General features: G+C 68.3%; 20 protein-coding genes. 12 read left to right on the top strand and 8 right to left on the bottom strand.

What is annotated here, in order from left to right; all coding sequences use genetic code 11:
• Positions 1-77 precede the first annotated feature (77 nt).
• The gene (locus tag N4G66_RS19500) at positions 78-767 is read right to left on the bottom strand and encodes a hypothetical protein (protein ID WP_261705411.1); all 690 of its coding nucleotides are present in this window, start codon (positions 765-767) and stop codon (positions 78-80) included.
• A gap of 350 nt (positions 768-1,117) precedes the next feature.
• On the opposite strand from N4G66_RS19500, the gene N4G66_RS19495 reads away from it, so the two are divergent.
• A complete protein-coding gene (locus N4G66_RS19495; protein ID WP_261705410.1) occupies positions 1,118-2,467 on the top strand; it encodes a transaminase in 1,350 nt (449 codons plus the stop codon).
• A gap of 44 nt (positions 2,468-2,511) precedes the next feature.
• On the top strand, positions 2,512-2,952 hold the full coding sequence (locus N4G66_RS19490; protein WP_261705409.1) for an Lrp/AsnC family transcriptional regulator: 441 nt from the start codon (positions 2,512-2,514) through the stop codon (positions 2,950-2,952).
• A gap of 33 nt (positions 2,953-2,985) precedes the next feature.
• Here the strand turns inward: N4G66_RS19490 and N4G66_RS19485 are convergent, their stop codons facing one another.
• Positions 2,986-5,178 (bottom strand): FUSC family protein, encoded by a 2,193-nt coding sequence (locus tag N4G66_RS19485; protein ID WP_261705408.1) that lies wholly within the window; start codon positions 5,176-5,178, stop codon positions 2,986-2,988.
• A gap of 377 nt (positions 5,179-5,555) precedes the next feature.
• Between N4G66_RS19485 and N4G66_RS19480 the strand changes: the two genes are divergently transcribed.
• Entirely contained in the window at positions 5,556-6,239 is a 684-nt protein-coding gene (locus tag N4G66_RS19480) for a GNAT family N-acetyltransferase (protein WP_261705407.1), read from the top strand.
• 164 nt (positions 6,240-6,403) lie between these two features.
• Here N4G66_RS19480 and N4G66_RS19475 read toward each other — a convergent pair whose 3' ends face one another.
• Positions 6,404-7,858, bottom strand: a complete 1,455-nt coding sequence (locus N4G66_RS19475; RefSeq protein WP_261705406.1) for an MFS transporter — start codon at positions 7,856-7,858, stop codon at positions 6,404-6,406.
• A gap of 185 nt (positions 7,859-8,043) precedes the next feature.
• Between N4G66_RS19475 and N4G66_RS19470 the strand changes: the two genes are divergently transcribed.
• Both N4G66_RS19470 and N4G66_RS19465 read left to right on the top strand, forming a co-directional pair.
• Entirely contained in the window at positions 8,044-8,499 is a 456-nt protein-coding gene (locus N4G66_RS19470; RefSeq protein WP_261705405.1) for a MarR family winged helix-turn-helix transcriptional regulator, read from the top strand.
• Between the two features lie 86 nt (positions 8,500-8,585).
• The gene (locus N4G66_RS19465) at positions 8,586-9,164 is read left to right on the top strand and encodes a 3'-5' exonuclease (RefSeq protein WP_261705404.1); all 579 of its coding nucleotides are present in this window, start codon (positions 8,586-8,588) and stop codon (positions 9,162-9,164) included.
• Positions 9,165-9,385: 221 nt separating this feature from the next.
• Here the strand turns inward: N4G66_RS19465 and N4G66_RS19460 are convergent, their stop codons facing one another.
• The gene (locus N4G66_RS19460) at positions 9,386-10,120 is read right to left on the bottom strand and encodes a hypothetical protein (protein ID WP_261705403.1); all 735 of its coding nucleotides are present in this window, start codon (positions 10,118-10,120) and stop codon (positions 9,386-9,388) included.
• Positions 10,121-10,404: 284 nt separating this feature from the next.
• Positions 10,405-11,370 carry a tyrosine-type recombinase/integrase gene (locus N4G66_RS19455; protein ID WP_261705402.1) on the bottom strand — a complete coding sequence of 322 codons (966 nt, stop codon included), beginning with the start codon at positions 11,368-11,370 and terminating at the stop codon, positions 10,405-10,407.
• Between the two features lie 257 nt (positions 11,371-11,627).
• On the opposite strand from N4G66_RS19455, the gene N4G66_RS19450 reads away from it, so the two are divergent.
• The 5 genes from N4G66_RS19450 to N4G66_RS19430 all read left to right on the top strand — a co-directional run bounded on the left by N4G66_RS19450 (position 11,628) and on the right by N4G66_RS19430 (position 16,595).
• The gene (locus N4G66_RS19450) at positions 11,628-12,275 is read left to right on the top strand and encodes a ParB/RepB/Spo0J family partition protein (protein WP_261705401.1); all 648 of its coding nucleotides are present in this window, start codon (positions 11,628-11,630) and stop codon (positions 12,273-12,275) included.
• The gene (locus tag N4G66_RS19445; RefSeq protein WP_261705400.1) at positions 12,272-13,726 is read left to right on the top strand and encodes a methyltransferase domain-containing protein; all 1,455 of its coding nucleotides are present in this window, start codon (positions 12,272-12,274) and stop codon (positions 13,724-13,726) included. The genes N4G66_RS19450 and N4G66_RS19445 overlap by 4 nt, the downstream gene beginning before the upstream one ends.
• Positions 13,727-13,803: 77 nt before the next feature.
• The gene (locus N4G66_RS19440) at positions 13,804-14,250 is read left to right on the top strand and encodes a hypothetical protein (protein WP_261705399.1); all 447 of its coding nucleotides are present in this window, start codon (positions 13,804-13,806) and stop codon (positions 14,248-14,250) included.
• Between the two features lie 1,011 nt (positions 14,251-15,261).
• A complete protein-coding gene (locus N4G66_RS19435) occupies positions 15,262-15,504 on the top strand; it encodes a hypothetical protein (RefSeq protein ID WP_261705398.1) in 243 nt (80 codons plus the stop codon).
• The gene (locus tag N4G66_RS19430; protein WP_261705397.1) at positions 15,501-16,595 is read left to right on the top strand and encodes a terminase large subunit domain-containing protein; all 1,095 of its coding nucleotides are present in this window, start codon (positions 15,501-15,503) and stop codon (positions 16,593-16,595) included. The genes N4G66_RS19435 and N4G66_RS19430 overlap by 4 nt, the downstream gene beginning before the upstream one ends.
• Before the next feature lie 94 nt (positions 16,596-16,689).
• On the opposite strand, the gene N4G66_RS19425 is transcribed toward N4G66_RS19430, so the two are convergent.
• Positions 16,690-17,538 (bottom strand): hypothetical protein, encoded by an 849-nt coding sequence (locus tag N4G66_RS19425; protein ID WP_261705396.1) that lies wholly within the window; start codon positions 17,536-17,538, stop codon positions 16,690-16,692.
• A 137-nt stretch (positions 17,539-17,675) separates the two neighbouring features.
• On the opposite strand from N4G66_RS19425, the gene N4G66_RS19420 reads away from it, so the two are divergent.
• The gene (locus N4G66_RS19420; protein ID WP_261705395.1) at positions 17,676-19,499 is read left to right on the top strand and encodes a hypothetical protein; all 1,824 of its coding nucleotides are present in this window, start codon (positions 17,676-17,678) and stop codon (positions 19,497-19,499) included.
• A 53-nt stretch (positions 19,500-19,552) separates the two neighbouring features.
• Here the strand turns inward: N4G66_RS19420 and N4G66_RS19415 are convergent, their stop codons facing one another.
• A complete protein-coding gene (locus tag N4G66_RS19415; protein ID WP_261705394.1) occupies positions 19,553-20,104 on the bottom strand; it encodes a hypothetical protein in 552 nt (183 codons plus the stop codon).
• A 59-nt stretch (positions 20,105-20,163) separates the two neighbouring features.
• On the opposite strand from N4G66_RS19415, the gene N4G66_RS19410 reads away from it, so the two are divergent.
• Positions 20,164-21,396 (top strand): cytochrome P450 family protein, encoded by a 1,233-nt coding sequence (locus N4G66_RS19410; RefSeq protein WP_261705393.1) that lies wholly within the window; start codon positions 20,164-20,166, stop codon positions 21,394-21,396.
• Positions 21,397-21,531: 135 nt separating this feature from the next.
• Here the strand turns inward: N4G66_RS19410 and N4G66_RS19405 are convergent, their stop codons facing one another.
• Positions 21,532-21,927: a hypothetical protein gene (locus N4G66_RS19405; RefSeq protein ID WP_261705392.1), complete on the bottom strand. Its 396-nt coding sequence runs from the start codon at positions 21,925-21,927 to the stop codon at positions 21,532-21,534.
• Between the last annotated feature and the right edge of the window lie 443 nt (positions 21,928-22,370).

Below are 22,370 nucleotides of genomic sequence, written 5' to 3'. Positions count from 1 at the left end.
GCGACGAGGGGGCAAAGGGCCATCCGGTGCTGCCGCCCGACCCCATACCCCGACCCCCGACCCGATTTCGGCATCGGTCATCCGAAAGCCGGCAGCCCCGTGACCCGTATGTGTACGAGTGGGCCCGCGGCCGAGGTCGTTCCGGCGGTCGTTCCGGCGCTCGGGTCAGGGGCCGGTGGCTGCGTGGCCTCCCCGGGCGTCCCGCTCGGGGAGGGGGACGGGGAGCCGGACGTCTCACCGGCCGGGGTGGCGGGCGCGACGCGCGGAGGTGTTGCACTGGGCCGCCCACTCGGCGAGACGGCCGAGGGTGAGGAGGCGGCGCTCGCGCCATGGCTGGGCGGTCGCTGCTCGGACGCGGCGCCGACCCGTTGGCCGGCGGCCGGGTCGCCCGTCGGCGGGGTCACATGCCCGGCGGGCAGCCCGGGCGGACTCGTGAACGCGCCTTCACGTCCCACGGCCGACGGGGACGGGGTGCCGGTGGGTCGTTCCTCGACACGCGATGCGGCGTCGGCTGCCGAGGTGTCCTTGTGCGCCTTCCGTGCCCCGTTCGGCAGGGGCAGCCACGGCGCGGCCGAGTCGCTTCCGCTCACCAGGGCAGTGAGAGCCGTGGCGAAGCAGACGCAGGAGACCGCGACGATCCAGCCCATGCTGCGCAGCCAGGAACGCCGCCGCCCGCTCTCGTCGACGAACACGGGCCCTTCACCCGACGCGAGGAATTCCGTCCGGCTCCGTCCCGCACAGGTCGATTCCCCCGTTTTCCCTGCCATGCCCCGCTCCTTGACGATTCTTGTCACCGGTCACCCGTCGGCGACTGCGCGCTGATTCGGATGGCGACTCCGCGCTGATCCAGAGATACGAGGGCGATCACTGGTTGACTCATTCTGATCGGTTGTGATGCGTCTAGGGCGGGTTCGGTTCGAGAAGGCGACTGTCGAATCGAGCGCCGCTGCGGCGGAATCATTTGCCACGGCAGCCGAATCGATCGTCATGTCTTGCTCGGACGGCTCATGCGTTCGTACTCTTGCTGAATCCGCGCGTCGGCAGAGCCCCCCTGCTGCCCCCCACTGACCCACCCGCTGTGTTCACCTTCAGAGTTCACCGACTGAGGAGTCCCTCGATGGACCGCACTCGCCTGCAGCAGCTCCTGGCTCGTGAGAGCGCCGAGGCCGAGCGCCGAAACCCGCGGTCGAGGGCCGCGTACGAGCGCGCCGGCCATCTGTTCGGCAGGGTCCCGATGACCTGGATGAACAAGACCGCGGGAGCCTTCCCGCGGTACCTGGACACCGCACGCGGCGCCCGGATCACCGACATCGACGGCCACGAGTACATCGACTTCTGCCTCGGGGACACGGGCGCGATGGCCGGTCACTCCCCGGAGGTGGTGGCCGAGGCGGTGCGGACCCGCTTCGCGGAGAGCGGCGGCGCCACCGCGATGCTCCCCACCGAGGACGCCGAATGGGTGGGCGCCGAACTGGCCCGCCGCTTCGGGCTCGCGCGCTGGAGCTTCTCGCTCACCGCGACCGACGCCAACCGCTGGTCCATCCGGCTGGCCCGGGCGGTCACCGGCCGCCCGAAGATCCTGGTGAACAGCTACAGCTACCACGGCAGCGTCGACGAGTCGCTGATCGTGGTCGGCCCTGACGGGCACGGCACGGCCCGCCCCGGGAACGTCGGCGCCCCCTGCGACGTCACCCTCACCAGCCGCGTCGCCGAGTTCAACGACCTGGCGCAGCTGGAGCGCGAGCTCGCCCACGGCGACGTCGCCGCCGTCCTCATGGAACCCGCGCTCACCAACATCGGCATCGTGCTGCCCGAGCCGGGCTACCTGGAAGGCGTCCGCGCCCTCACGCGCCGGTACGGGACCCTCCTCATCAACGACGAGACGCACACCTTCTCCGCGGGCCCCGGTGGCTGCACCGCCGCCTGGGGGCTGGAGCCGGACATGCTCACCATCGGCAAGGCGATCGGCGGAGGGATCCCGGCCGGCGCGTACGGGCTCTCGGCCGAACTCGCCGACAAACTGCTCGGCCGCGCCGACCTGGACCTGGTCGACATGGGCGGCGTCGGCGGCACCCTCGCCGGAAACGCCCTCTCCGTGGCCGCGATGCGCGCGACCCTGGAACACGTCCTCACCGACGCGGCGTTCGACACGATGGCGAAGCTCTCCGAACGCTTCGAGGGAGGGGTGCGGGCGGGCATCGAGGAGTGGGCCCTGCCGTGGTCGGTGAGCCGGCTCGGGGCCCGTACGGAATACCGGTTCGCCGACCCCGCGCCGCGCACCGGAACGGAATCGGCCGCGGCGGCCGACACAGAGCTGGAGGACTTCCTCCACCTGTACCTCGCCAACCGGGGCATCCTGCTGACCCCGTTCCACAACATGGCGCTCATGTGCCCGGCGACCACCGAGGAGGACGTGGACCGGCACACGGACGTCTTCGCCGCCGCCCTGGCCGAACTGGTCGGCTGAACGGCCCCGTTAACCTTGGACCGGGTCAGCCGGAGAGGAACAGCGTGGACGAGATCGACCGGGCCATCCTGCGCGAACTGCAGATCGACGGCCGTATCGCCTATGCGGAACTCGGCCCCAAGGTCGGGCTGTCCGCGTCGGCGGCCCGCCAGCGCCTGCAACGCCTGCTCGACTCGCAGGCGGTCCAGGTCGTCGGAGTCACCGACCCGATGGGCATGGGCGGCCAGGCGATGGCCCTGCTCGGCATCGCCGTGGACGGCGATCCGCGAGCGGTCGCAGACGCGCTGGCCGAACGGGCCGAGGTCGTCTACTCGGTGCTGACCTCGGGCGGCTTCGACCTGTTCGCCGAGGTCGTCTGCCCGGTACCGAGGGATCTGCTGGACTTCGTCAACGACGTCGTACGGCAGATCGAGGGCGTCCGGCAGGTGCAGTCGTTCCCCTACTTCGGGATCCACACGCACCGGTTCCTGTGGAACGTGGGCTGAGCGCGCCCGGCGCCGGGGATTACGGGACAGCCCTCAGCGCGCCACGCTGCCGGACACCTTCTTGCCGGGCGTGGAGATCCGCACCCCGAGCGGGCGGGCGAGACCGACCACCCCTTCGTCCAGGCGCTGCAGATGCCGCAGGACCCGCCCCGTGACGCGGTCGTGGCGGGGCGCGTCCGGCGTCTGCGGCTCCAGCATGGCGGCGAGGCTCGCGCCGGTCTCCACGACGCCGTCGTCGGCGTCGTCCTCGACCCGCGCGACGAGGATGTCGATGTTGTGGCCGATCCGGCTGCCCGCCAGCTTGAGCCGGGGGTCCGCGGCGACCGTCGTGCTGGAGGGAACGAGTTCGGCCGTCGCCGCCAGTGACCGCGCGTGATAGGCACACGTCTCCAGCAGGGCGACGATGTAGCGGGCGGTCTGACGGCGGGCCCGCCACGGAGTGATCGGGTGGGTCAACGGTTTGGTGGAGGCCCGCAGATCATCCAGTGCCGCGTCCAGATCGCGTGCCTTGTCCAGCAGGTCGAGGGCGATCCCCCCGCTCAGTTGCTCGACCGCCGCACCGCTGACGTCTCCGAGCCGGGTGAGCACGGTGGCGAGGAGCTCGTCCGTACGGCGGTCGGTGGGCACCGGAAGGACCAGTGCGGCCGCGATCACCCCGCAGACCGCACCGAGCGCCGTCTCCTCGATCCGCAGGACGAGCACCGCCGAACTGTACGTGTTGAGCACGGTGTACAGCAGCCCCAGCATCGCGGTGACGAAGAAGGACTGCAGGGCGTACGACACCGGGCCGGTGAAGTACATGGCGAAGATGAATAGCAGTACCAGCGCGAACGCGGTCCAGGTGTGGTCGCCCACCACACCCGCCAGAGCGACACCCGCGATGACGCCGAGGACCGTGCCCAGCAGCCGGCGATATCCCTTGACCAGGATCTCCCCGGTCGAGGAGGTGTTCAGGAAGACGACCCAGCAGGTCAGCACCGCCCAGTACCACCGCTGCGGGAAGAGCAGCTCCCCGCCGACGATGGCCAGCGCCGAACCGACCGAGACCTGCACCGCCGCCCGGGTCGTGGGCCGGTCCAGCCCCCTGGGGTGCGGCTCGTCCTGCTCCACCTCGGCGACGATGGCGACGTCCTCGGCGTCCAGCTCCTCGCGGGAACGGGTCGTCTCGGGGGAGTCGTCGGACTCGTCCTCGGGTCCGTCGAGCGCCAGCCGCAGCCCGAGGGCGGCGCGGGCCGTCTCTCCGATGCCGCGGAAGACATCCTGCACGGCAGCCGGGCCACGGGGCAGATTCTCCTCGTCCCGGTAGCCGAGCAGCCGGTTGCGCAGTTGTGCCACCCCTGTGCCGTCCCCGGCGGAGGACGGGCGGGTGACCAGGAGCCGCAGCGCGTCGAGATCACGGTGCAGGGTCGCGGTCGTGTCGTCCTGCGCTTGGAGCCGGTCGCCGGGCTCGGGCAAGGGCGCGTGCGGCAGGTGCAGGGTGAGGGTGTCGGCGCTTTCGGCGCTGCGCGCGGTGAGGATGAGGAGGCCGAGCCGCTCGGCGGCGATCTCGGCATCGGCGATCCGCCGCTGGAGCAGCGAGGCAGTCGTGCTGTCGCTGGTCCCCTCCTCCAGGCGGTTCTGGATCATCATCGCGCTCTCGTGCAGCCGCGCGGTGTGCAGCCGTACGTCGTCCAGGGCCTCCTCGACCCCGTCGCGGTCGGCGTCGAGCAGCTCGGTCTGGGCGGACACCAACTGGCCCACGCGGGCCCGGAACGCCTTGCGCAGCCGCTTGAGGACGCGCTCGGGCGTCTCGACGACGAGGACGAAGCGGGCCACCGCGCTGCAGGCGAAGGCGATGGCGAGGGTGGCATACAGTCCGGGAAGGTCGGCGACGCCGGCTCCGAGGAACAGGGAAATGAAGTAGATCTGGAAGCCGATCAGTCCGAGTGCCGTACCGCGATCACCGTACCGGCGGCAGTAGACCGCGACGAAGATGAGCGCGATGAAGCACACGTCGCCCGCGACCACATGGCTGCTCAGCAGCGCGCCCAGCGACATGGCCAGGACCGCCACGGGAAGACCCAGTGCCAGCGTGCGGGCCTGCTCGCGGCGCTGCTTCTCCTTGATGGCGAACGTCGCGACCATGGCGGTCGTGGCTCCGGGCACCATCTGGGCGACATCGGCTCCGTGCAGGCCGAGAACGGCGAGCGCGAGGGCGACGGCGACGACGGTCCGTAGGCCGGCCATGAGCCGCAGCAGACCCGGATCGGATGCCGAGAACCGGTTCCAGATGCCCGCCCGACTCGGCCGTGCCACTGTCCTCACGCTGCCACTTTTCCCCGCTCCCGCCGTCATGATCCGGAACTCCAGCATGGCACCGGTGGGCGCCCTGCGCTGAGTCTCCGAGTTCGTAAACGGCGAGGCAGCCATCGGGTCGGCGCTCGGTGATCGTTCGCTGCCGGTCGGAAGGCGACGGTGCACCGCCGGTTGGCCGAGGCCGCCTGCACCGGCGCCCAAGGGCCCTCCGGCGCTTCGCCCTGCCCGGTGAGGGGTGGTCCGGTGGCGTCGGGACGATTTCCGCGATCCCCTTGTGGGAGCGCTCCCAATTCGCCAGGATGCCGCACATGAACCCATTGCCGATCATTCGCGCCTACCGGCCCGCCGACCGCACCGCCGTCGCCGAGGTGTGTGTGAGCACCGCGGACGAGGGAGGGGATTCACGCGCCCGGTATCCCGACGAGGAGTTGATGCCGACGATCTTCGCCGAGCCCTACTGCCATCTGGAGCCCGGACTGGCCTTCGTCCTGGACGACGGGAGTGGCCGGGCGGTCGGCTATGTGGTCGGCACCGGGGACACCGCGGAGTTCGTCGCGCGGTTCCGCGACACCTGGATCCCGCGTGTCGCCCACCGCTATCCCGTCCTCACGGCACAGCCGCGCACGCCCAGTGAGGAGATGGTCGGGCTGCTGCACACCCCCGAGCGCATGATCCTGCCCGAACTCGGCGACTATCCGGCGCACTTGCACATCGACCTGTTGCCGGACTTCCAGCGGCGCGGCTACGGAAGGGCGCTGATGAACACCTTCCTGGCCGCGCTGCACGACGGCGGGGTGCCCGCCGTCCACCTGGGGATGGTCACCGCCAACAGGCCCGCGCGGGCGTTCTACGACCGTCTCGGCTTCCACGAGATTCCCGTCGACGATCCGGGGCCGCTCACCTATCTGGGCAGGTCGACGGTGGTGGAGAGGCCGGCGCACGCCGAACGGCCGGTGGCCGTGACCGTGCCGGAGGGCTCCGGGCGTTCGTAGCCGCGAGGGTGCGGGGGGTGGTGCCGACCGGGGCACCCGGCAGGTGCCGGGTGCCCCGGTTCCGAGGTGCGACGGCGTACTGGATCAGGCGCGTCACGGGCGGAGCGCACCGGATCCGGCGAACAGGGGCCGTCGGAAACCGGCGCGCTCGCGCGACGCGAACCTCAGCGCGCGGCCGCGGCCGTCTCCGGCGTGGCCGCGGGGCCGGCCTTGTCGCCGTCGGTGGCCGCGCGGGCCGCCGGGATCACGGCCGCGATGGCGGCGGCCACCAGGGCGACGCAGCCACCGACGATGAGGCCGGTGCGGAAACCGCCCTCGGAGGTGAACGTGTAGCCGGCCGCGCTGGTCGTCATGTGGGCGAGGATGACGCCGACGACGGCCGAGCCGATCGAGGTGCCCAGCGAGCGCATCAGCGTGTTGAAGCCGTTGGCCGCGGCGGTCTCGGAGAGCGGGACCGAGCTCATGATCAGGGCCGGCATCGCACCGTAGGCGAGGCCGATACCGCTGCTGGTCACCATGAGGGTCAGCATGAGACCCCAGGCCGAGCCCATGAGAACCAGCGACACCCCGTAGCCGAGGGCGACGACGAGGACACCGCAGACCAACGTGAACTTCGGGCCGCGGGCGTCCGTCAGCTTCCCGCCCAACGGGGAGACGATCATCATCATGATGCCGCCGGGGGCCATCCACAGGCCCGCCGCGAGCATCGACTGGCCCAGGCCGTAGCCCGTGGCCTCGGGGAACTGGAGCAGCTGCGGGATGATCAGCATGCTCGCGTACATGCCGAAGCCGACGAAGATCGAGGCGATGTTGGTGAGCAGGACCCGGGGGCGGGCGGTGGTGCGCAGGTCGACCAGCGGGTCCTTGGCGCGCAGCTCCCAGGCAGCCCAGGCGATCAGGATCACGACGGCGGCGACGAACAGCCCGAGCGTCGTCGCGGAACCCCAGCCCCAGTCGGCGCCCTTGGAGACGCCGAGGAGCAGGCAGACCAGGCCGGCGCCGAGTCCGAGCGCACCGAGCGCGTCGAAGCGCTGACCCTTGACGCTGGCCGGCACGTCCGGGACGAGGAACCAGATCAGCGTTCCGATCGCCACGGCGAGCACGGCGGAGCCCCAGAACAGGACGCGCCAGTTCGTGTACTGAGCGACCGCGGCGGCGATGGGCAGGCCGAGGCCGCCGCCGATGCCCATGGACGCGCTGACCAGCGCGATGGAGGAGCTCAGCTTCTCCGCCGGCACCACGTCGCGCAGCAGGGCGATGCCCAGCGGCACGATGCCCATGCCCATTCCCTGGAGGCCTCGTCCGACGATCATCGGGACGACGGACGAGGAGAGCGCGCACACGACCGAGCCCACCATGAGCGGGACGGAGCAGGCGAGCAGCATCCGCCGCTTGCCCACCAGGTCGCCCAGCCGGCCGGAGACCGGGACGCAGACGGCCGCGACCAGCAGGGTGACCGTGATCACCCAGGCGGAGTTCGCGGGCGTGGTGTGCAGGATCTGGGGCAGCTCGGCGATGAGCGGAGTGACCAGCGTCTGCATGATCGCCGCCACGGTGCCGGCGAAGGCGAGCGTGGCGACCACGCCGCTTGCTCGGGCGTTGGGCTGGGGGGCGTCCATGAGGGACTCCTCGGGGTCTGTCTGCGGGGCAAGGGATGTGCATCGTACATGCTGTATGCATCACGCATGTGATGTGGCTCATGCATGCGATGTGGCTGGTGCACGCGGGTGTGGGACCATGGAGCCGGGCCGTACCGACAGGCGCGGGACGCGCGGCTCAGGTGACAGCGGGAGGCGGCAGGCGGATGGTCAGGCCCACACACGAGGTCGAGTACGAGCAGATGCTGCTCAGCCGCCACGGACTGATGAACCACAGGGGCGGCCGGACAAAGGACGGCGTCCTGGAGCGCAGCGCCTACATCCTGCTCAGCCGGATCCGGGTCCAGGGGCCGATGTCGATCGGTGAACTCAGCGACGCCTTCGGGCTCGACGCCTCCACCCTCAACCGGCAGACCGCCGCGGCGAAGCGCGCCGGACTCGTCGAGCGGATCCCCGACCCCGACGGCGGCATGGCCCGCAAGTTCCGCATCACGGACGAGGGGGCGCGGCTCCTCGACGAGGAGCGGCAGGGGCTCATCAGTTCCCTGGACCGTGTCATGGCGGACTGGCCGGAGACGGACATCGCCGCCTTCGCCTCCTATCTGCGGCGCTTCAACACCGACATCGAGCGCATCGGCGGACGTCCCTGGCCACGCCCGTGACCCGTTGGCCCGACTGCCGCCGGGCCGAGCCGTCTTGGCGGAAAACCCGATGACGCGGCAACGCGCCGCCCCCTACGCTCACCCGCATGAACAGCTCCGGGGGACTGCTGAACGTCGTCGATGTCGAGGCGACGTGCTGGGAAGGCCCGCCTCCGCCCGGAGCCGTGAGCGAGATCATCGAGATCGGTCTGACGGTCGTCGACCTGGACCGGGGCGTACGGGTGGAGAAGCACCGTCTCCTGGTCCGGCCCGCGAGGTCGACCGTCAGCGCCTTCTGCACGGAACTGACCGGGCTGACCCAGAGCGAGGTGGCGGAGGGGATCGAGTTCCCCGAAGCCTGCCGTGAGTTGGCCGCGCGTCACAGCGCGGGGCAGCGACCGTGGGCGAGTTGGGGCGACTACGACCGTCATCAGTTCACCCGTCAGTGCGCCGCCACGACGACTCCGTACCCCTTCGGCCACCGGCACACCAACGCCAAGGCGGTCTTCACCACGGCTCACGGACTGCGCAAGCGGCCCGGTATGGCATACGCCCTGAGCCTCGCGGAACTGCCCCTGGAGGGCAGACACCACCGGGGTGAGGACGACGCGTGGAACATCGCCGCCCTGATCCTCGACCTTGCGGGGCGGGGAACTTGGCCGGACGCCTCCTCGGCACGGGCCTGAGGAGCGATTCGCTCCGCGCCCGGCGCCGGGGCTGTTCGCCGCGGCGGCTGTTCACGGGGGACCGGTGCAACTCGCTTGCCGGGCAGCCCGGTTCGAACCGGACGGCGGCGGCTTGATCCGCTCCACAACCCGCCTTCGATGTCCCACGGCCGGCGCGAGCTCACCCCGGTCCTCCTCTCCCTGTCGGGGAGAAGAACCAGGAAACCAAAGCTGACGGTTCATCAATCCGCTGGGCCCGCAGCGTCGGATTCCCCTTCCGGAGTGAACCAGGGCCCCCGGTCCAGGCGTTCCCGCACGACCTCGCGCGCGTCGGAGTCGGCGATCCGGTCGGCGAGGCGCCGGGCGCGGGCTTTGAGTTCCCCGGCGTCCGGAGCGCCGGTGGCCGCGGCCGTCCGGGCCAGGATCTCGGTGGAGAGGGCAACGTCCCAGTCGGTGAAGTCGCCCGGGTGCTCGGCGATCAGCTCCGCGTAGCGCGGGGCGTGGTGGGCGGCGATCCAGGGGCGGCCGATGGCCAGGGCGGTCTGGGCGATGGCGTACTCGGCGCGGCCGTGGTTGGCCGGGGTGCCTGCCTCCAGCCAGTGGTAGCACGCCGCGTACGCCTGGTAGAGGGCGCGGTCCTGCTCGGCGCGCGGGGCGTTGGGGGTGAGGTCGAAGAGCAGATCGCCGAGCGCGTTGTTGAGCTCGACGGCGAACCAGCGGTGCAGGTCGCGTTCGCGTGGTTGGCGGTTGCCGAACGCGCTGACGACGTCCTGCCAGCGGGCGAAGCCGTGTTCGAGGGCGATGACATGCTGCGCGTCGCGTATGGAGAACCGGCCCGGGTCCACCGGGCCGCTCCTGGCCGCGCGTTCGGCGGCTCCGGGCTTGCCGTGCCGGACGGCCAGGCGCAGGTCCTTGGCCTGGGTGCGCAACTGCCCCAGGTCGGCCTGCGCCGGAAGGTCAGGGGTGGTGCTGGTCATGGTGCGAGTCCTTCGGGCCACGGGTGGGGATGCGGGCGGGTTCACCAGAAGCGCGGTGTGGGCGGCGACGGACTCATCATCCGTCGGGCGTGGGTCTGAGTCGCACACGGCCCATAAGGCGCTACGGGGTCAGAATCAACGCGACCAGCAACTTTGTCGACTGGTCAGGTGAGGTGAGGATCTTGGCGGCCCGTCGTGATCACGGTTTCATGATCATGAGGACAGATTGAGGACGCAGGTCACGCGGCGGGGGACGTGGTCTCGTCTGAGGCGGCGTGCTCGGCTCAAGAGGCTTCGCCGTGGCTTCGTGATCGGGCCTGCTCGCTCGGTCCGTGAGTCTCCTTCCGGGTCCGGGGCACTATCGAGATGGTGGATTCGGCCTCCGCGGTCATGAGCTGAGGAAGCACGCTGGTGTACGTGTCCGAGGTGATCTGGCGCGAGCTGTGCCCGAGCCTTTCCTGCACGACCTTGATGTCGTTCTTCGCGAGCAGGGGCAGCGTGGCCGAGATGTGCCGGAGGTCGTGCAGGCGGATCGGCGGGAGTGCGGAAAGCTCTACGAGGCGTTTGAACCGCCGGCTGATCCAGTCGGGGTGGTAGGGCTTTCCGTTCTCCTGAGTGAAGACCCGGTTCGTCTCCGTCCATGCTTGCTCGCCGGACCATTGCTCGCGCTCCTGTTCCTGCTTTGCCTTCCAGGCTCGCAGGACGTTCGCTGACTCTGTGCTCATGGAGATCGTGCGGATGCTGTCGGCCTTCGGGGACTCGCCGTACAGTTGGTGGGCGACCTCGACGATCTGCACTGATATCCGCATCCACAGCGCCGTGAGGCTGACCTCTGGCCATGGGAGGGCGCAGAGTTCACCACGCCGCTGGCCGAGGAAGATGAAGGTGTGCCAGAGGGCGTACATCCGGTCGTCGCTGATGTAGTCGAGGAACTGTCCCGTCTGCTCCGGGGTCCAGACCATGACCGGGCCGGGCTTCTCGCCGGTTCTCTGCCACTCTTCGACCTGCTCCGGGGTCCACACCAGCGGCTTGGGCCGTTTGACTGCGGGCAGTTCGACGAATTGAGCCCAGTTCGTCGTGTACTCGCGTCGCTTGATGCCGCTCCCCAGGAATGAACGGAGGGTGGCGTTGATGCGGTGCATCGTGGCTGCGCTGGTGATCTTGCGCTTGCCTTTGCGGCCCTCGCGCAAGGAGGCGTTGGCCTCGACAGAGACTCGACGCGTGACGCGGCGCTCCTGTTCCCCGCGCACGCGGGGATGGTCCCGAGTCCGTCCACGACACCGAGAAGTGGCGCAACTGCTCCCCGCGCACGCGGGGATGGTTCCCTGATCGGTGACCGGGGCACCGCTGGCCCGGTCTGCTCCCCGTACGCGCGTGGATGGCCCCGCCCCCTGGACGTCAGCTACGTCCTGACCGCGGAACTGTTCTCGGCACGCGAGGGGACGGGTTGATCCCCTACCCTTGGGTTGCGTAGGGCGCGGGGAACGGCCTACACAAGGGACGCCCAGTGACCCCGACGCCCGCCAACATCCCCGAACTGCTTCTGCCGCTCGCCGTCCCCACCGAGGACCTTGTTCCGTACTACCGGAACCCCCGCAACGGTGACCTCCCCTCGATCGCCGAATCGTTGACCGTCAACGGCCAGTACCGCGCGATCGTCGTCAACAAGGGCACCCACACGGGCCGCCGCAACGAGATTCTGGCGGGCAACCACACGTACGCGGCCGCCCAGCAGCTCGGCTGGGAGCAGATCGCCGTCACCTGGGTCGACGTCGATGATGACGCGGCGGCCCGCATCGTCATCGTCGACAACCGGACCAACGACCTCGCCGGATACGACGCCGTGCTCCTGGCCGAGATCCTCTCCGAGATTCCGGATCTGGCCGGTACCGGCTACGACCGCGAGAGCGTGGACCGGCTCCTCGACGACACCTCCCTGCCCGAGACGCTGGAACTCACCTCCGACGGCGCGGGCACCGGTGCCGCAGCCACCGTCGACTACCTCCAGTGGGAGTCCAAGCGGGTCCGGATCACCTCCGAAGAGGTCGAAGCCCTCAACGCCATCTACACGAAGTTCGTCGACGACACCAACAGCGACCTCGGCTTCGGTTGGCACGTCTTGCAGCAGGCCCACGAGGAGGGCGAGGCGGCATGAGCAGCGCGCCCACCACGACGTTCTACGAGGCGTACCCGCTCGACCGGCTTCGCCCCGCCGACTACAACCCGCGCCGCCTCAGCGAGGAGGCGTTCGTCAGGCTCCAGGCGTCACTGCGACGCCACGGTGTCGTCAAGCCCGTCATCCTCAACGCCGACGGCACGCTGGTCGCAGGCCACCAGAGAACCAAGAGCCTCCAGGCCATCGGCCTGATGCACACGCCCGCGGTCATGCTGGGCACGAAGGTCAGGTTGCAGGACGAGATCCAGTTCAACCTGCTGCACAACCGAGTCGAGACGGAGGCCAGCATCGTCTACGCCGAGCCCGGCGTCATCGGCGCCTGGTCGTGGATTCCATGGCAGTCCATCCGGGTCGCGGAACGGAAGAACCTCTCCTTCGTCAACGCCATCGGGCACATGACCGCCGGCCATGGCCCCTGGGGGAGCGTGGTCATCGACGACCAGGGCCGCATTGTCCTCAACGCCGAATACGCCGTCGTCGCCTCCATCAACCGATTCGACCTCCTCGCCTGGACCGTCACGTCCGCCGACGCCGCCCAACTCCACGCCGACCTCACCGGCGAGTACGGCGTCTACGACTGGACCACCATCGAGAGCAAGGCCCCGGTGTGGAACCAGCACATCGTGCAGCCCAAGAGGCTCCGCAAGTTCTCCTCCAAGGCCAAGGCCGGAAAGCTCGCCTACGGCTCCGAGACCTGGGACCAGTTGGTCACTCCCTGGCTCAAGCCCACCCATCGGGTCGTGGACTTCGGCGCCGGGTACGGCGACTACGCCAAGCACCTGCGCGCCAAGGGCTTCAACATCCACGACTACGAGCCCTACCGCTGCCGGGACGGCTCGTATGCCGTCGACATCCGCGCCGTCGTCGGCATGATCCGCGACATCGACAAGGACATCCAGTCCAACGGCCTGTACGACGTGGTGGTCCTCGACTCCGTCATCAACGCCACCACCACCCTCGACTACCAGCACTGGGTGATGACCACCGTCAACGCTCTTTGCTCGGCGGACGGGGTCGTGTGCCTGGGCACACGCAACCTCGCCCGCGAACTCCGGGACGAGCAGGCCAAGCGAGTCACCTCCCAGACCGCCACCACGAAGATGAGCTTCCTCGACGAGGACAACGTCGAGATGAACTTCGTCAGGGGGAAGTGGCAGAAGCTGCGTTTCCACACCCCCGGGACCCTGGAGCCGCTGCTCCGCCGCTACTTCGAGGACGTGCAAGTCACCGACCTCAGTGGCTCCAACATCAAGGCCACCTTCCGACGCCCCATCGCGCTCCCCAAGGAGGAATACGAGAAGGCATTCGAAGAGGAATTCAACATGCCTTATCCGAACGCCTTCCGGCATGACAGGCATCTAGAATTGGTGGGAAATTCGATAAAATTAGTAGCAGAGAGAAATGAATCTCTCGCCAATTGGAACGGGTAAATGGGGAACGGATGTCGCAGCGAATACAGGTCCAAATTGAATCGCAAACTCGGTACCACATCATGTGGTTGGCAGGCGTGCGGCACGTAGCCCTCGACCAACACTGCCTGCGCAGCTTCGGCCAGCCCGACCGTCCCCGGCTGGACGTCAGCCGCCAGCGCCAGACGATCGAGCTCCCCGAGCGCAACCCGCCCCTGGCCTGGTATCTGTGCGCGCTGCCCAACCCGTGGAAATGGAGCGGCAACGCGCACCTTGCCTTCGAGGGCGCACCGGGGGAGCGGTGGGAGGGACCCGCCCTGGTACCGGGCCTCTATGTGCATTTGGAGAACGCTCGCCCCATCACCGGGTGGGGCGAGCACAACATTCCCGAGAGCGAGCCGCGCCGGAAGTCGGTCCGCTTCCGGACCTGCCGCAATTACCAGTTCGCCTGGTGGCTGCGCACTGAGCGCAAGGCGCGCGATGCGCCACCCGAGTGCGTGCCGCCCAAGCGGCCCGGCGAAGGGGAGCAGATGTCACTGATGTGATGCTCATGGGGCCGGAAGGTGTGGATCCTGCCGGCCCCTGTCGGCTTCTTCGCTCTCATTACTGGTGTGTGCAAGTAGCGTCGTTGTCGCCTCGTTTGCATTCCCCGTAGACGGATCAGGTTGACCATCGGTATCAGCAGAGGCGGGGGAAGCGGACCGGCTTCGGAGTTTGTCCATCAATGGACCACACGCTTCAAGGAAGTCGGAAAGTTGCTGTGCTAGTCCCTGGAGCACAAACAAAAGCACGGAAGCCACGCCACCCCATGCCAGCACCCAGAGAACGGCCTGAGAGTCCACTTGCCCGGTTCCCTTCTATGGGTGGCCGAGCTGAGTGTGCACGAAGTGGCAGGTCTCAGATCGACCACCACATGACTATGAATCAATGGTGATCAGCTGAGGCCCTGCCGACGTCCAGGCCGTATTCGGTTAGCGCCTTGACGCCGCCCATCGGCGTCCTAGCGGAACATCGGGTCCGCAACCCCCCAGTTCATGTCAACGTGGCTGGCGAGCGGATCCGTACTGGACCATTGGCGGACCGGACCCTGAAACGTCAACTCATCCATCTGACATGGAAGGTGCTTGGCGAAGTCACCTTCTGCTCGGCAGGGTAGTACGGCAGTTTCGTTGATCACAATGGCTGCGGAAACGACTTCCTTCTCGACGGATGCGATCATGGTGTTGGGCGCGGGGGTGCACCCGAGCTGTAGAGGACCCAGCAGTGGGACGCCCCGACAAAGCCGCGCGTGCGGCCATCGCGCGCCGCCGCTCGGACGCCATCGATCTACGCCTCGCCGGCGTCGACTGGTTGACGATCGCCCGCAAGCTCGCTGCCGACCCGACCGTCAACTCTGACGGGATCGCCTACCCGCAGGGCTATGGAGTCGAGCGGTACCGCAAGAACCAGGACCCGCCCACCAACGAGGCCCTGATTCACGCTGCTTGCCGGACGTCCGCACCGCGCTTGCCGACCGACGTGCTGAACTCAACGACGATGTTGACGAGTTGCGTGCGTTGGAAGCTGACCGACTCGACCGGCTCTTCTTCGTTGCCTACAAGAAGGCCGTCCGGGACCAGGACCTCGCCGCCATCGACCGCACTCTGCGGATCATGGAGCGCCGCGCACGGCTGCTCGGCCTCGACATGCCCGTCCGTACGGAAATGTCCGGCCCGGACGGCGGACCGGTCCAGGTCGAGAACGTGACCGTCGACGAACTCGACGCCCTGATCGCGCTCACCGATCCGGACGGCGAATGACCCCGCGTGACCACGAAAGCGTCATCGCCAACTACAAGACTCTTCCACCAGCGCAGCGCCGCACCATCGCGCGGGCCGCATCTCCCACGCTGCGCGCCGAGTTGGTGCGCGTCGAACGCCAACTCGCCATGGACCGCTCGCCCGGTGCACTCGCCGCCGTCCTGACCGGCGGGCGCGAGATGCAGGCGCCGCACCTGGATCTCATCGACCAGGCGTTCATCGACATGGCCGCAGGCCGATGCGACCGCGTCATGCTGACCATGCCCCCGCGGCACGGCAAGAGCCGACGGGCCTCTCGCTGGGCGCCCCTGTGGTACCTGCGGCGCAACCCCGGCCACCGCATGATGATCGCCAGCTACTCTGCCGACCTGGCCGACGACCACGGCCGGTGGATCAGGGACGCGATCAACACCTGGGGCGACGACCTCGGGATCCAGCTCAAGGTAGGCAGCCAGGCCGCCAACCGCTTCGACATCGTCGGCGGCGAAGGCGGCCTCCTCGCGGCCGGTATCGGCGGCGGTCTCACCGGACGTGGCGCACACATCGCCATCGTCGACGACCCGGTCAAGGACATGGCCGACGCCGACAGCCCCACCATGCGCAAGCGAGCCTGGGACTGGTGGACTTCGGTACTGCAGACCCGACTCGAACCAGTCGGCGCCATCTGCCTCATCCAGACCCGGTGGCACGAAGACGATCTCGCCGGACGCATCCTCGCCACCGAGCGCGACGCCTGGCGAGTCATCGACTTGCCCGCCATCGCCGACAGCCTCGACGACCCGCTCGGCCGCGCTCCTGGCGAGGCGCTGTGGCCCGAACGCTTCGACGCCACCCACCACGCCAAGACCCGCAAGCGAGTCGGCAAACGCCTCCGCGCCGCTCCCGTGGCCCAACTCTACGAACAGCAGCTCGTACACCACGTCGGCGAATACCCCGACCTGGAAGGCCAGATGGTCACCTGGGTCGAGGGAATGGACAGCCCCGACCGCATGGACGCCGCCGTTCACGGACTGACCGAACTGGCCGACCCCGACCAGCTCGACACCCTGCCCACCGACACCGATGACGACCGTTTCGACGGCCGTCGCTGAACTGGCGAGGGCAGACGTACGACCGGAAACAGCCCCAAGAGGAAACGGCCCATGACGATATGGCCGCCGGTGGCCTGCCTGGGGACTTGCCGATCTACGGGCCGTTCCTCTCCACGCGCAGCGGCTCGCCAGCGACCAGGCGTTCAGCGATGTCCTGTGCCTCCGGGAACGCCGACGACGTCAGCCGCAGCCCGGCGTGGGCCGTTACCGTGGCAACGCGCTCTGCCAGTTCCTTGTGTTCTCCGCCCGGAACGCTGCTGAGATTGAAGGAGAGCCAGACCCGCATGTCGTGGCCCTGCGAGACGAGGACCGGGTCCTGTGGGGGAGTACAGGGAATCGTCGCGTCGGTCAGCGCCTGGACGACTTGGTCCCGTAGTTCGGCCGTGCTCCGCTGGTCGACCTCACGTGTCGCGGCGTAGATCGCATCGCACAGTGCACTGGCGGCGGGGACTGCCGCGTTGACGGAGATGGTGAACGGCCCCATGGTGACGGTGTCGGTGAGCGGGTCGTAGCCGAAGCTCCAGAAGTCGCGGGCTACGTCGCGTGGGTCAGCGGTCTTGCGGGCGTCCTTCTGCGGTCCGCTGCCCCTGCCGCGGGCCCAGTCCTCGAAGTGAGTGAGGCCGTCGCGGACGTGCTTGATGTTTGGCAGGGCGTCAAGGAAGACCTGCTCGGCGTCATCGAGTGCGGTGATCACCGCGGGATCCATGCCGAGGTCTGTGAGGGCGATCCGTTCGAGCTTGACCGCGGCGAGGAGCTGGCGCAGGGCGACGACCAGTGTTCGTGCGTCGATCTGCCGGGAGCTGAACCAGCCGACTTGGACGTCATCACCGTGCATGCGTGCCACGGTCAAGGCGACCGTGGCACGCAGCCAGCTCGATTCCGAGAGCGCGATCGAGTACGGATTGTCCGCTGGGGACCAATCATCCGGCAGGTTGCTGTTCATGACGGAATCTTCGGCCCCGGAGCCTTCGGCTGCTCGGAATTTCCGGATCCCGAGGTGCTGGGAACTGCGGAAGTCCGACGTAGAAGACGTCTCGTAGGCTGGAGGCGCGGCGCGGGGTCGACTGCCGGAGGGGCACTGTGGGCCTGCGCGAGCTGATCACCGACGTTTGGAGCTGGCTGGACTACAAGCCAGCCATGGCCGACCCGCGCCGTAACACCTGGGCGGAACTGACCCGTTCCTGGGTGCCGGACGAGGACCTGCGACGCCTGGCCGCTTACCGGCTCCTGGCCGCGTACGACTCCAATCAGGCCGGTCAGGTCGCCGCCGTGACCGGGGGCGATGAGGCCGGTGTCGAACGGAGGGAGCTCGGCGACGCCTCCAAGCTGGTCGACACCGCACTCGGCTACCTTCTTGGCTCCCAGCAGGTCATCAGCGTCGCGGGCGCGGAGCACAGTGACGATGAGCCGACTGCCGAGGCGGCCGCGGCGCTGGCTGCACAGGACAAGCTGAGAGCCTGGGCGGAGAAGGAAATGCTGCCGCTGCGTCTTCAGCAGGCGGAGCGAACGGCGATCCTGCTGGGTGACGCCGTCTACACCCTGGCGTGGGATCCCGCGAAGAGCCGAGTCTTACTGCGTACTTGGGACCCGGGCCTGTATTTCCCGGAGTGGCCGGAGGACGGGGAGCAGGACGGCGCCGAGTTCCCGCTGCGCGTTCACCTGGCGTGGGAGTTATCTGAGGACAAACGGCGTGGGCTCAAGGCGAGGCTTCGGCGGGTCACCTACGAACTCGGTCCGATCGGTCCGGCCAGCCGGCGCGGCGCAGCCAAGGGCGGCAGCCCAGTACGCGAGCACCTGTACACCGACAGCGGCGACCCGGTCCTGGTGAACGGCGACGCACGCAACGCCGACACGGGCGTCATCACCCGCACCTACCCGTGGGCACCCAACCGACCCTCCCCGTGGACGTGCTACCTCACCGACGCGGAATGGGACCTGGACGACCTTACATACGCCGACCTGCTGTACGACCTGCCGATGCACAAAGTCCGGTACCGGGTCCGCTCGGACGGCGAAGTCCTTGACCGGCTCGACCTGATGGCGGACTTCATCCCCGTCGTCCACATCACGAACAGCATCCCCGCCAGCGGGGAGCACTGGGGCAAGCCCACCGTGGCCACCGTCCTCCAGGCCCTCGATGAACTGTCCGCCACGGACACCGACAGCTCCGGCGCTTCGGCTACCACCGGCTCGCCGATCATCGGTCTGGCCGGGGCCCGACTGCCCATTGACCGCGCCACCGGCCAGCCGCTCCCGATCAAGGTGCAGGCCGGGACGGTGTGGCAGCTCAACGACAACGGGCGTATGGATGTCCTCAACGCCGCGGCGCAACTCGCCGAACTGCACGCCCGCGTCGACCACATCCTCGACCGCATCGCCGCGAACAGCCGCCTCACCGCCGCCGGCCTCGGCACTCTCGACCCGACCGCTCTGCCATCCGGCTACGCGCTACAGCTCGCACTGGGCCCGCTCGACTCGCTTGTCGCTGCCATGCGCCTGGCCCGCCACCACAAGTACGTCGTCCTGCTGCGCTTGGTGCAGCGCCTCCACCAAGCCGGACAGGCCGAAGGCTGGCCCGTAGGGGAGTCGTTGCCCGCACGACTGATGTGGGGCCCGCACACCCCGACCGACCGCGCCGCGGTCCTGGACGAGGTGGTCAAGGGCGTGGGAGCCGGTGTGCTGTCTGTCGAGACCGGTGTTCGGATGCTCATTGATGCCGGATACCCCATCGACGACGCGCAAGCCGAGATCGAGCGCATCCAGTCCCGGGCGTTTGAGGCCGCTGCTCGGCTCGCCGATGCCACCGGAGACAACGACGCCGTTCGTATGTACCTCGGACTGCCAAAGTCCGACTCCGGAATTCCGCCCATCGGGGGAGAGTCGCTTGATCCCGATCTTTTATAGCGCCTCGGATCTTCGCGACTTCGCGGAGGCGGCGTAGTGACCGTTGCAGCGCCTCACATGTAGTCGCTGCCCTGGTTGCTTCCATTGGCGTTGTAGACCTCTACGAGCACGTCGCCGTCGCGGCTTTCCTGCCAGTCGGTGAGCGCGTCAAGGATCAGCTCCGCTTGCGAGGTATAGGCGTAGTCCTCTCCCTTGAGGTCCATGAAGATCTTGATGTCGTCGTTGACTTCCCAGTCGTCCTCGTTGCCGTCGATTCCCTTGATCTTGACTACGTGCCCCACAGCGGCCTTCTGCTGGGCTGTTCCCTGCTTCGCCGTGAATACCTTGAAGGCGCTGGCCCACTCCTGTGGTGTCCACTCACCTTTCGACGTGGGAACGCTGACAGGCTGTGTACTGACCGTCGGTGTTGCAGTCGGCGCTGTGACAGTCTGAGTGACGGTCGGGCTCGGCTTCGGTGAAGCCTCTGTACTACTGGCTACGCCGACCGCAGCCCCCAGCGCAAGGCACGCAGCCCCCGTGATGGCGTACCCAAATACATAACGCTTGTCCATGGAGGCCCCCTTGATCTTCAGTGGCGGGAGGTTAACAGACTTTCCGACAGTCATAGCTCAAGGGTTGAGGGATCCTGACATCGCAGGTCAACGCCTGTAAGTAGGGTCAGGGCATGACCGAAACAACTCCGGCTCAGCAGACTCTTGTTGACCATGCGGCACTCGCTGCCGACCCGTACGCCGTGTACGCGCAGTTTCGCGAAGCCGGGCCCGTCCACCGAATCATTGGGACAGACGGGCTGCCTGCCTGGCTGGTGACCCGCTATGACGATGTACGCCAGGCTCTCGCCGACCCGCGGCTCTCCTTGGACAAGCGGAACGCGGCGCCCGGCGGCTACCGAGGTATGGCCTTACCGCCGGCGCTGGACGCAAATCTGCTCAACATGGACCCTCCGGACCACACCCGCATCAGGCGGCTGGTGAGCCGGGCCTTCACCCCGCGCCAGATCGAGCAGCTACGTGAGCCGATCCGGCGCACCGCTGACCAGTTGCTGGACGCTATTGCTGTGGCTGAGCGCGCGGACCTGATTGCTTCGTACGCTGCGCCGCTGCCGATCACCGTGATCTGTGACTTGCTTGGCGTAGCCCCAGCCGACCGGCTCGACTTCCGTTCATGGACCGACGCTCTCGTTGCTCCCGATCCAGCGCGGCCGTTCCTCGCCAAGGAAGCGGTCGGCAGCATGCTGTCGTTCCTCACCCAACTCATCGCCGACAAGCGAACCGCCCCAACCGATGACCTACTCTCCGCGCTGATCGCCGTGCGCGATGAGGAAGACCGACTGAACGAGGACGAGTTGATGTCCTTGGCCTTCCTCATCCTGTTCGCCGGGTATGAGAACACCGTTCACCTCATCGGAAATGCGGTCCTGACTCTGCTTCGCCACCCCGACCAGTTGGCCGAGCTGCGGGCCGATCCCACCCGCATGAGCGCGGCGGTGGAGGAACTGGCCCGCTATGACGGCCCAGTACCCCTGGCTATCCGCCGGTTTCCGACCGAGGACGTCACCATCAGCGGCGTAACCATCCCCACTGGCGAGACCATCCTGCTCTCCCTTGCCGCCGCGCACCGGGACCCGCACCGTTTCACCGATCCGGACCAGTTCGACATCGACCGCGACGCCACCGGCCACCTCGCCCTTGGCCACGGCATCCACTACTGCCTCGGCGCTCCTCTGGCCCGGATGGAAACCGAGATCGCGCTAGCTGCGCTCCTCGACCGCTTCCCCGACCTGACCCTCGACGTGTCGCCGAGCCAACTGCAATGGCGGCCCTCGATGCGATCCCGCGGTCTGCTTGCCCTTCCGGTCCGCACCGGCACCACCAAGGAGGCCAATACGAATCGATGACGGAACTTGCGGCCTCAATCCGAAATGGCCGTGGCGTTGCCCGCGAGGTTGGGTTCGGGTTCAACTTCTATGGTGCGCGGGCCCTGAGTCCGAAACCGATCTTGGGACGATACGACTGCGGCGGGGGGCGTCGCTTCAGTCCAGAAGCCTGGCCACCACGGCCTTGAAGAGGCGATCTTCCTCGGCCGGAAGCCAAATCTCAAGCTGTCGCCCGGCTACGTTGCACACCATCATCGAGAGCTCGGCGGCGGCTTCGACACTGGTGCGTGGCGTCCCGAGCCGCAGTTCCGCGACTTTGCCGTCAAGGGTGGAAAGGAAGACGCCCTCGGTCTTCACCGTCAGGCGAGCGCGGTGTCGAGCTCCGCCAGAGTTGCGGAATCGCGCGGCGCAGCGGATTCGGGTGGTTTCCCCACGGTTCACCGCGGCGACCCTCCGGGAGATGCGACTCCTGCGCAGTCGCTTCTGTATCGGGCGCAGGAGCGGCTCGGTCACGATGGCGAGGACCACGGTGCCGTAGAGGGTCTCCCACATGGACATCTCCCGCGGCTCAGTATTCCGTGATCAAGACTGTGCTCAGCCTGCTGTTGGCGTCAGGACCTGCGCCTCAGAATGATCCCATGGCCCTTCCACTCACTTCGGCCGCGCCTGGAAGACGCCCGCAGGAGACATGACTCTGCCGCCGCTACGACCGACCACGGAGCCTCAGCCAGGACCAGGCCCGCGTGTGTACTGCGCGGGAACAGCCTCTGATCGCGGGAACTGCTGGTTCTGTCGTCTGGGACGAGCCAGCGGGGATTGGGCTTGCGCAAGGGAGGCTGGTGGTGAGCCGGCGGCGGGATCGGGCGGGCCCGCCCGATCGGTAGACTGATTGTCGGCGCGGGGGCGCTGGAGACCTGTGGATGGTTCACGCATGACGCGCCCCTCACTCCCCACCCCGCTCGAACCGATCGGGCACCGCTGTGACGGGCGGCCGA

This window comes from Streptomyces rhizosphaerihabitans, from assembly GCF_025399795.1.
Taxonomy (GTDB): Bacteria; Actinomycetota; Actinomycetes; order Streptomycetales; family Streptomycetaceae; genus Streptomyces; species Streptomyces rhizosphaerihabitans.
The sequence above is the reverse complement of the archived record's forward strand: the minus strand, read 5'-3'. Positions and strand labels throughout refer to the sequence as shown.